The sequence below is a fragment of the bacterium genome (assembly GCA_030654305.1).
In the GTDB taxonomy this organism is placed as follows: domain Bacteria; phylum Krumholzibacteriota; class Krumholzibacteriia; order LZORAL124-64-63; family LZORAL124-64-63; genus PNOJ01.
Genome location: JAURXS010000200.1, coordinates 1 through 9,752, shown reverse-complemented (window position 1 = coordinate 9,752; position 9,752 = coordinate 1). Strand labels below are relative to the sequence as shown.

Genomic DNA, 9,752 nt, shown 5'->3' with positions numbered 1-9,752 from the left:
CGGGCCGAGCGCGGCCAGGTCCGCGGGCGCCAGGTCCGCCGGCGAGCCGGCCTGCGCGGCCTGCAGGGCGCGCACGTAGGCCACGATCGCCCAGCGGTCGTCGACGCCGATCTGGGATCCGTAGGCCGGCATCTTGCGGATGCCGAAGCGGATCGTGTTGTAGAGGTGGCCGACTGGCCGCGCGCGGACCGCGGCGTCGACCAGATTCGACGGCGGCACCCAGGTGCCCTCCATCAGGGCCTCGGCCCGCTTGGCGACGATGCCGTCGCCGTTGCCGGCCAGCCCGTGGCAGGGCGCGCAGTAGACGCCGAAGCGCTCGCGCCCGCGCTCGAGGGTCGCCGCGGTCACCGGCGCGGGGAAGGTCTCGACCCACAGCGTGTCGACGCGCCCGTCCCGGCGGCGGTCCTGCCCCACCAGCTCGTCGCGGGCGACGGCGCCCGCCGGCGGCGGCCGCATCGCGCGCCCGTCGGCGAACAGCGCGCCGGCCCGCTGGGTCTTGACCTTGGCCTGGTCGTCCATGTCGTAGACGAGCGACAGCCGCGGCCGGCCGCTGTCGGTGACGCGGGCCTTGACCAGCATCAGCACCGGGATGAGCGCGAGCAGGGTCAGCACCACGGCGGCGGACTTCATGATTCTCGGCATCGGTCAGTCCTCCACGGGCTCGACGGCGTCGGCGCCCAGGCCCGCCAGGAACTCGCGCGTGCCCTCGCCCCGGAACAGGGGGTCGCGCGCCTCGATCGAGATGAAGAAGCGGTCGGACGTCGCGCGCCGGAACCGCTCGCTGTTGAACAGGGGGTGGTGGTGCTGCGGCAGCAGGTTGAGCCCCCACATCCCGAAGAACGTCGTCAGCGCGCTCAGCAGCACCGTCAGCTCGAAGGTGACCGGGACCGCCGCCGGCAGCCCGAACAGGGGCTTGCCGCTGATCAGGAACGGGTAGTCGTGCGCGTTCATCCACCACTGCATCAACAGCGCCAGGGTCAGCCCGGTCAGGCCGCCGCAGAGCACCAGCCAAGGCAGGCGCGTGCCGCGGATCCCCATGGCGCCGTCCAGCCCGTGCAGCGGGAACGGCGTGTGGCAGTCCCAGCGGGTGTAGCCGGCGTCGCGGACCTTGGCGGCCGCGTCGATCAGGTCCCACGGCTCGCGGAACTCCGCGAGGTAACCGTAGAGGCCGTCCGTCTCTCGTGTCGCCATCGCCCCTCGCTCTGCTAACGGTTCCCGGGGTTGGTCCCGTGGTAGTCGCCCACCGGACGCGACACCTTGTCTTCCCAGTGCTTCTGCGGCATCACGGTCTTGACCTCGGCCATGGCGATCATGGGCAAGAACCGCATGAACAGCAGCACGAGCGTGAAGAACAGCCCGAAGCTGCCCACGAAGGTCAGGATGTCGAACACCGTCGGCCGGTAGTAGCCCCAGGCCGCGGGCAGGAAGTCGCGGCTCAGCGAGGTCACCGTGATCACGAAGCGCTCGAACCACATGCCGATGTTCACGAAGATGCAGATGACCAGCAGCGCGGCCGGGCTGGTGCGGATCTTCTTGAACCAGAACAGCTGCGGCGAGATGACGTTGCAGCTGACCATGATCCAGTAGGCCCAGGCGTAGGGGCCGAAGGCGCGGTTGATGAAGGCGAACTGCTCGGCGGGGTTGCCGCCGTACCAGGCGATGAAGAACTCGGTGGCGTAGGCGTAGCCCACCATGGTGCCGGTGGCCAGGATGATCTTGGCCATCGTCTCGAGGTGGTAGAGCGTCACGATGTTCTTCAGCCCGTACCACTCGCGCGCCGGGATCAGGCAGGTCATCACCATGGCGAAGCCCGAGAAGATGGCGCCCGCCACGAAGTAGGGCGGGAAGATCGTCGTGTGCCAGCCCGGGATCTGCGAGGTCGCGAAGTCGAAGGACACCACCGAGTGCACCGAGAGCACCAGCGGCGTCGCCAGGCCGGCCAGGATCAGGTAGGCCTTCTCGTAGCGGTGCCAGTGGCGGTTCGAGCCGCGCCAGCCCAGGGCGAAGAAGCCGTAGGCGATCCGGCGGACCTTCGTCGTGGCGCGGTCGCGCAGGGTCGCCAGGTCGGGCACCATGCCCGTGTACCAGAACAGCAGCGACACCGTGGCGTAGGTGCCCACCGCGAACACGTCCCACAGCAGGGGGCTGCGGAAGTTGGGCCACATGGCCTGGAAGTTGGGCAGCGGGAACAGCCACCACACCACCCAGACGCGGCCGACGTGGATGCCCGGGAAGATGCCGGCGCAGACCACCGCGAAGATCGTCATCGCCTCGGCGAAGCGGTTGATGCTGGTGCGCCACTGCTGGCGCAGCAGGTACAGGATGGCCGAGATCAGCGTGCCGGCATGGCCGATGCCGACCCAGAACACGAAGTTGACGATCGCGTAACCCCAGCCCACGGGGTTGTTCACGCCCCAGATGCCGATGCCCTTGTAGATCAGGTAGCCGATCATGCCGAACATCATCGCCGCGAGGCTGGCCATGAATCCCAGCGCCACCCACCAGGCGCGCGGCGCGCCGCGGCGCTCCACGATCCCGCAGACCTTGTCGGTCAGGGTCGTGAAGTCGTAGCCGCCGGTGATCAGCTCCTGCGGCCGCGCCGGGTCGTGGGCCGTGTTGTCGATCGTGTCCCTAGTGAGCAGGGTGCCCATCGGCGCTCTCCGCGAGTTCGGGGTTCGGGTTGCGCAGCCGGGCCAGGTAGGCCGTGCGCGGCTTCACGTTGAGCTCCGCCAGCAGGTGGTAGGCGCGGTCGCCGGTCGTCAGCTTCGCCACGCGGCTCTGCGGGTCGTTGAGGTCCCCGAAGGCGATGGCCTGCGTCGGGCAGGTCTGCTGGCAGGCCGTGACGACCTCGCCGTCGCGCACCGGGCGGCCCTCGTTCTTGGCGTCGATCTTCGCCGTCTCGATGCGCTGCACGCAGTAGGTGCACTTCTCCATGACGCCGCGGGCGCGCAGGGAAACCTCGGGGTTGTAGACCATCTTGCGGACGTCCGGGATGTCGCTGTTGAAGTTGAACCAGTTGAAGCGGCGCACCTTGTAGGGGCAGTTGTTCGAGCAGTAGCGCGTGCCCACGCAGCGGTTGTAGGCCATGACGTTCAGGCCGTCCTCGCTGTGCATGGTCGCGCCCACCGGGCAGACCTGCTCGCAGGGGGCCAGCTCGCAGTGCACGCAGGCGACGGGCTGGTGCGCGACCGCGGGCGCGTCCGGGTCGCCCTGGAAGTAGCGGTCCAGGCGCAGCCAGTGCATCTCGCGGCCTTTGCCCACCTGCTCCTTGCCCACGACCGGGATGTTGTTCTCCGCCTGGCAGGCCACGACGCAGGCGTTGCAGCCGATGCAGGTGCTCAGGTCGACGGTCATGCCCCAGGCGTGGCCCTCGCGCGGGCGCTCCTGCCACAGCGAGACCAGCGGCGGGTGGTGCGTGCGGTGCGACGCGAATTCCGGGTGCTCGCGGTACTCGGCGAGGGTGCCCGAGACGACCAGCGACCGCGAGCGCTTCTCGCGCTCGCGCATGCCGACCGCGTCGATGGCGTGGTGGTCCTGGGTCGTGGCCAGCGGGTAGCTGCGGCCGGTGCGCGCCACCTTCAGGCCCGCGCCGGCGTCGGGCGCCGCCGACGTGCGCAGCGCGTAGGCGCGGAAACCCGTGCCGCTGCCGACGTTGCCCGCCGCCGTGCGGCCGTGGCCCAGGCTCAGGCTCACCGACCAGGGCGCGTGACCCGGCAGCACGTAGACGGCGGCCTCAAGCCGGCGACCGCCCAGCTCCAGCTCGACGAGGTCGCCGTGGGCGAGGCCCAGCGCCTCGGCCGTGGACACGCCGAACAGCGCGGCGTTGTCCCAGGACAGCTTGGTCATGAAGTCCGGCAGCTCCTGCAGCCAGGCGTTGTTGGCGAAGCGGCCGTCGTGCAGCGACGGGTCGCGCACGAACACGAGCTCCAGGTTCTCGCGGCCGATCGCCGGCGGCTTCGCCAGGCCGCCGCGGCGCACCGCGGCGACGACGCCGCGTCCGTCGAGGACCGCCGGGGCTTCCGCGGGCGTCGCGTCGGCGAAACCGCGGTGCAAAAGCGCCTCCCAGTCGCCGGCGCCGTGCTGGCCGGCGGCCGTAGCGCGCACGAGGTCGTGGGCCGGGCGCAGGACGCCGTCCAGCAGCAGCGACAGCAGCTCCACGGGCGTCCGACCGTCGTACAGCGGCGCGATCAGCGGCTGGGCCACCGCGTAGCGGCCGTCGTGGTCGCGCACGTCGTGCCAGGACTCGAGCCAGTGCGCCCGCGGCAGGTGCCAGCGGCAGCGCTGCGAGGTCTCGTCCACGAACAACGACAGGTGCCAGGAATCGGCGACCTTGTCGAGCAGGCCGCCGAAGTCCAGGTCGGCGGGCGCGTCGTGGACGGGATTGCCGCCCAGGATCAGCAGGGACTGCACCTGCCCCTTGTCCATCGCCACGGCCAGGGTCGCGATGGCCGCGCCGTGCGACAGGCCGCGCTGGTCGTCGGGCCCGTAGCTCACGGTGCGACCGGTGTTGCCCAGGGCTTCGTTCAGCAGGATCGCCAGCACGTGGACGTGGTCGGGCTGGCGCGGGCCCACCGCGATCAGCGATTCCCCGCGGTGGGCGAGCAGGTCGCCGGCCAGCGCGCCCATCCAGGCCGGCGCGTGGCCCGCGGCGCGCGCGTGCTCGAGCGCGGGCAGCACGGCCTCGTAACCGGCCGGCAGGGCGAGGCCGCGGCCCAGCACCAGTTCGGCGGCCAGCCCGTAGAGGGCGTGCGGGATCTCCAGGTTCGGCATCGCGACGCGGTGGTCGGCCATGCCGCCGGTGAGGCTCATCTCGCTCTCGACGGCGTAGAGGCGGTTCATCGCGCCGTCCTCGGCGCGGCGCCCGCCGGCGAAATCGCGCGCGTTGCGCAGGGCCGTCGGGTGGTCCAGCAGCAGGTCGGCGTCGAAGCAGGCCAGCACGCGGGCCTTGCCGGCATCGACGCGCACGCGGCGCGCCTCCCCGAAGGCCAGACCGGTGCCGAGGCGCTCGTTGTCGCGCGAGACCGCTTCGTACTCGTACCAGGCGGCCTCGGGCAGCTCGTCCCGCACGCGCGCGCGCAGCGCCGCGAACGTGGGCGAACTCGTGGCCTCGGTCAGGACCGCCAGCCCGGCGCCCCGGCGGGCGCGCAACGCCGCGAAGGCGGCCGCGGCCGCGGACTCCCCCTCGCCGTGGGAGCGGCGGCGGGGGTGACCGCCCACGCGCTCCAGCACGTAGCGGCTGCGGTCGGGATCGTACAGCTCGAGCAGCCCGGCCTGCGCGAACAGGTCGCAGGCGCCCCCGCTCAGCGGGTGTTCGGGGTTGCCCTCGACCTTGATCGGGCGGCCGTCGAAGCTGGTCACCAGCAGCGGGCCGACCGCGCCGGCCAGTTCCATGACCGTCGCGTAGCGGCGCGCCGTGCCGGGCGTCGTCCCCTCGGGCCGGCTCGCGAACGGCACGATGGTCTCCTGCGGCCAGCGGCAGCCGACGAGGCTGGCCATGGCCACCGACGCCCCCATGACCTGCAGGAAGCGCCGCCGCGACATCGCGTCGGTCGGCACCTCGGCGGGCTCGGGGAACTCGCCCTCCAGGAAGCGGCGGAACTCGGGCTCGTCCGCCAGCTCCTGCAGGCTGCGCCAGTAGTTGTGGTCGAGGCCGTTCTGGTTCATCGATGACATGTCGAGCAATCCGTCTTCGGAGTGATGTGGCGGGCGTCGCGCAACCGGCGCCCCAGCTCGAGCTGGGGCTCGTCGGGCACGTAGCCCATGACCGTCACCGCGTCCTCGGGACGCAGGTGCGGGACGGGATCGCGGTGGCACCCCAGGCACCAGGCCATGTTCAGGCCGGCGACCTGGCGCACGACTTCCATCTTGTCGATGCGGCCGTGGCAGCTCTCGCAGCCGACGCCGCGCCGCACGTGGGCGCTGTGGTCGAAGTAGACGAAGTCGGGCAGGTCGTGGACGCGGACCCAGGGGATGGGCATCCCGGTCGCGAAGCTCTCGCGCACGAGCTGCAGCTTCTCGCTCTGCGCCCGCACCGTGGCGTGGCAGTTCATGCAGACCGAGGTCGGCGGCAGGGTCGCGGCCGCGCCCGTCTCCACGCCCGTGTGGCAGTACCGGCAGTCGATGCCGAGCTGCCCGGCGTGCATCTGGTGGCTGTAGGGCACCGGCTGCTCCGGCCGGTAGCCCACGCTCGTCGCTCCCGGCGAGAAGAGCAGGTACAGCAGGCCGAGGATGTAGAGGGGTGCCAGCGCCGCCGCCAGGGTGACCGGGAGGCGGATCGTGTTGGCCCATTTCGGAAACCGGAAAGGATCGTGCCCGCCCTGCCGGGGGTCCTTCTGCTGGGAATCCAAAGGGCTGCTCCCGCGTTCCGCCCGAAGGCGTGGGGCCGCCGTGTTTGGCGGCGCAATTTCATTTTCTGCATGGGACGAGCCGGGACGACCCGGCGCAAGCGACGGAAATGCTATCGGATCAGTCCGATTAGGGCAAACAAATAACGACCCGTCAAGGCAACTTCTTGGTCAACGGGCCTCCGAAATCCGCTTCAAACGCGGAACGACGTCCCGCAACTGCAGGTGCCCTTGGCGTTCGGATTGCGGAACTTGAAACCGCCGCCGATGAGGTCCTTCGAGAAGTCGATCTCCATGTCCTTGAAGAACGGCAAGGCGTCCGGCGCGCAGGCCACGGTCAGGCCCTCGTACGTGAACGACTGGTACCCGTCCTGGACGCGCGTGTCCATACCCATGCGGTAGCTGAAGCCCGAGCAGCCGCCGCTGTCGACGCCCAGCACGACGACCGGGGCGTTCAGACCGTCGCGGGTGGCCAGGCGCTTGAGTTCCTGCTGGGCATTCTCGGTGAGGTTGATCATGAGGTTGTCCTCCGGAGCAAGGCCGCGAGAGCGGCCGGATTGTGCGATTGATTATCGTCATCATTGATAAGCCCATGGCACGGTTCCAGCAACAGGTTCGGAGGCGGATGAGCCGTGTCTTGACGTCGATGCATCAGACATACATACTCATGCACATGAGAACGACCCTGAACATCGACGACCGGCTGCTGGATCAGGCCTCTCGGCTGACCGGTGAGACCGAGAAGACCTCGCTGGTCCGCCTGGGTCTGGAGGCCCTGATCGCTCGCGAGAGCGCGCGCCGCCTGGCGCGACTCGGCGGCAGCGACCCGTCGCTCGCGCAGACGCCCAGGCGCCGCGCATCCCCGGAGCCGGATCCGGACGAGCGGGCAGGACGATCGTGACCCTGGTGGACACTTCCGTCTGGATCGACCACCTGCGTCGACACGATCGCGCGCTCGCGGCCCTCCTCGAGGACGGCGCCGTGTTGACGCATCCCAGCGTGATCGGGGAACTGGCGTGTGGCGGGCTGCGGCTTCGCGACGAAACGCTCGCGTTGATGAAGGCGCTGCCGGTCGCCGCGACGGCCGACGATCGCGAGACCCTGGAGCTGATCGAGCGCCGGGGCCTGCACGGCCGCGGCCTCGGCTGGATCGACGCGCAGCTGCTGGCCGCGGCGCTGCTGACCGGCTGCCGCCTTTGGACGCGCGACCGCGCGCTGGCGCGCGCGGCCGCGGACCTGGGCCTGGACGGCTCGTCGCCGGACCCGCGAACTACTTGATCAGCACGACGCGCGTCGCGGCGTCGCCCTGCGGCGCGGACAGCCGCACCAGGTAGACGCCCGCGCCCACGGCGCGACCGCGATCGTCGCGCCCGTCCCAGACGAGTTCGTGCCGGCCGGCCTCGTGGCCGCCGGCGGCGAGCCGTCGGACCAGCCTGCCCTGGACGTCGTGCACCGCGACGGACACCTCCCCCGCCTGCGGCAACTCGAAGGTGACGACCGTGCGCGGGTTGAACGGGTTGGGCGCGACCGCGAGCGCAGGCCGCGTCGGCGACGGCGTCTCCACGCCGACCAGGGTCGGGGAGTACCGCTGTTCGAAGTAGTCCCGCACCGCCAGTCGCTCCGCGGGCGACAGGGCGCGGTCGTAGACCAGGATCTCGAAGACGTCGCCGGTCATGTCGTTGAGGCGGTAGGCGTCCGACCCGATCAGCAGCGACTGGACCGCCGCCGGGTTCGGTGCGCCGATCGTGGCCTGGTCGCCCTGGTCCGCGCCGTCGATCAGGCAGGAGAAGAGGCCGGCCTCGCGCCTGAGCTCCACCAGATGGATGGCGTCGTCCCATCCCGCCGGCGGCGCCCAGGAACCGAGGCCGCCGGCTCCCGTGGGCGGCCCGTGCTGGAAGACCAGCCAGCCGCCCCACGTGTAGTGCACGAAGAGCCGGTTGTCGCCGTAGCCCCAGCCCAGGACCGTGTTGTAGATGTCCGCGCCGTCCTGCCGCGCCATGACGTACACGGTCGCCGCGTCCGTCGACGTCAGGGACGAACCGGCGACACCTTCACGGATCAGGAAGTCGTTCCCGTCGAAGCGGACCGCCGGGTTGCAGCACTCCGCCCGTTCGATGAAACGCGGCTGCGCCGCGGGGTCGGCTTGCGTGACGTGCAGGGCCTGCCCGGAGCGGTCGGCCCAGATCGCGACGGGCTGCTGGTCGCCGTCGGCCACGGCCTCGTCGGCCCGCAGCCAGAGCCGCAGGCCGGCGGTGACGGGCAGGATCTCGTCGATGAAGACGTACGTCGGGTGCGCGTAGAGATAGTCGATCTGGTGGGGCTTGAGCGTGTGGTCATAGACTTGGACGTCGTCGATCCAGCCCTGGAACCAAGGGCTCACGCCCCCCGCATCGATGCCGCCGACGATGAACCGCGCCGAGGTCGGCAGGTTCGACGGCCCGTCATGCAGGTCCTCGCGCGGCGTGCCGTCGACGTAGATGCCCAGCAGGCCGCCCTGCTGGTAAGTGCAGACGATCTGGTGCCACTGACCGTCGTTGACGTCCGTGGTCGAGAAGGCCTGCTCGCCGGGCGATCCGAGGTCGAAGAACCAGGCCTTCCCCGGCGCGCCGTAGTAGGCGTCGTTGTTGAGACCGACCAGGTAGCCGCCGTAGCCCGACACGTGCTTACTCACCGGGTACATCACGCCCGCCGCCCCCGGCAGGGTCCTGACCCACATCGCCAGCGAGAAGTCCTCGTCGCCGAACGCGAGCACGTCGCCCATGTCGACGGCGCCGCCGCCGCCGAAACCGAGTTCCAGCGCGCCGCCCGCGGCGCCGGGGACGCCAGGGGCGCCGAAGGTCGCCGTGCCGAGCAGCGTGCCCCCGTACCCACCGGTCTCGTCGACCGCGATGCTCGTGCCAGCCGGCTCGTCGAATCGCCAGTGGGCCACGATGACGGCGCGGGCCGGCACGGCGGCGGCCAAGGGGATCGTCAGCAACGCGAAGGCAAGGATCCGGTTGGCACGGCGCTTGGATGCGGGCATGGGACGACCTCGCAGGCTGGGGGATGAAGTCCGTCGTTCATGATATCAAATCAATTCGTCGGCGGGTGGAGAAACGATGACCTGGATGGACGGCACGGTGCGCCCGCGCAGGCACGACGGCGAGACCGAGAGGACCGCCCCGGACGATGGCCGCGGCAACTCGATTCGGGACATGACGTTGTCGAGTGGGCCGACCGCCATGACCTGGACGGCGGCGGCGCCGGACCCCGCCCGCCTGGCGCGCACGGGCTGGCACGTCGTGAGGTACGAGAAGTGGCGGGCCGCCGTGGCGGCCTCGCGGCCCCGCGGCGTCCGTCGCTCGCTGATCAACCCGAACGCCAAACTGCTCGCGACGTTTTCCCGCCACGACCGGGTCGCCGTCCTGG

Annotated in this window: 10 protein-coding genes; 3 read left to right on the top strand and 7 right to left on the bottom strand. The window is 70.8% G+C overall.

The genetic code is table 11. The features are described from left to right. The 6 genes from Q7W29_05290 to Q7W29_05265 all read right to left on the bottom strand — a co-directional run. The coding region (locus Q7W29_05290) for a cytochrome c (protein MDO9171231.1) at window positions 1-642 on the bottom strand (642 nt) is incomplete at its 3' end. Between the two features lie 3 nt (window positions 643-645). Continuing rightward, a complete protein-coding gene (locus Q7W29_05285; protein ID MDO9171230.1) occupies window positions 646-1,191 on the bottom strand; it encodes a DUF3341 domain-containing protein in 546 nt (181 codons plus the stop codon). Window positions 1,192-1,205: 14 nt separating this feature from the next. Further along, entirely contained in the window at window positions 1,206-2,651 is a 1,446-nt protein-coding gene (nrfD, locus tag Q7W29_05280) for an NrfD/PsrC family molybdoenzyme membrane anchor subunit (protein ID MDO9171229.1), read from the bottom strand. Next, window positions 2,632-5,673, bottom strand: a complete 3,042-nt coding sequence (locus Q7W29_05275; GenBank protein MDO9171228.1) for a TAT-variant-translocated molybdopterin oxidoreductase — start codon at window positions 5,671-5,673, stop codon at window positions 2,632-2,634. Before Q7W29_05275 ends, nrfD begins: the two co-directional genes overlap by 20 nt. Further along, a complete protein-coding gene (locus Q7W29_05270; protein MDO9171227.1) occupies window positions 5,661-6,347 on the bottom strand; it encodes a cytochrome c3 family protein in 687 nt (228 codons plus the stop codon). Before Q7W29_05270 ends, Q7W29_05275 begins: the two co-directional genes overlap by 13 nt. A 191-nt stretch (window positions 6,348-6,538) precedes the next feature. After that, a complete protein-coding gene (locus Q7W29_05265) occupies window positions 6,539-6,862 on the bottom strand; it encodes an iron-sulfur cluster assembly accessory protein (protein ID MDO9171226.1) in 324 nt (107 codons plus the stop codon). Between the two features lie 155 nt (window positions 6,863-7,017). Between Q7W29_05265 and Q7W29_05260 the strand changes: the two genes are divergently transcribed. Together Q7W29_05260 and Q7W29_05255 are read left to right on the top strand one after the other, a co-directional pair. Then, window positions 7,018-7,245, top strand: a complete 228-nt coding sequence (locus Q7W29_05260) for a type II toxin-antitoxin system VapB family antitoxin (protein MDO9171225.1) — start codon at window positions 7,018-7,020, stop codon at window positions 7,243-7,245. Then, window positions 7,242-7,622, top strand: a complete 381-nt coding sequence (locus Q7W29_05255) for a PIN domain-containing protein (protein ID MDO9171224.1) — start codon at window positions 7,242-7,244, stop codon at window positions 7,620-7,622. The genes Q7W29_05260 and Q7W29_05255 overlap by 4 nt, the downstream gene beginning before the upstream one ends. Here Q7W29_05255 and Q7W29_05250 read toward each other — a convergent pair. Continuing rightward, window positions 7,615-9,366 carry a LamG-like jellyroll fold domain-containing protein gene (locus tag Q7W29_05250; GenBank protein MDO9171223.1) on the bottom strand — a complete coding sequence of 584 codons (1,752 nt, stop codon included), beginning with the start codon at window positions 9,364-9,366 and terminating at the stop codon, window positions 7,615-7,617. The two genes, Q7W29_05255 and Q7W29_05250, sit on opposite strands and share 8 nt — an antisense overlap. Window positions 9,367-9,442: 76 nt before the next feature. Here Q7W29_05250 and Q7W29_05245 point away from each other — a divergent pair. Further along, window positions 9,443-9,752, top strand: a 310-nt coding sequence (locus Q7W29_05245) for a hypothetical protein (protein MDO9171222.1), incomplete at its 3' end; no start/stop codon positions are given.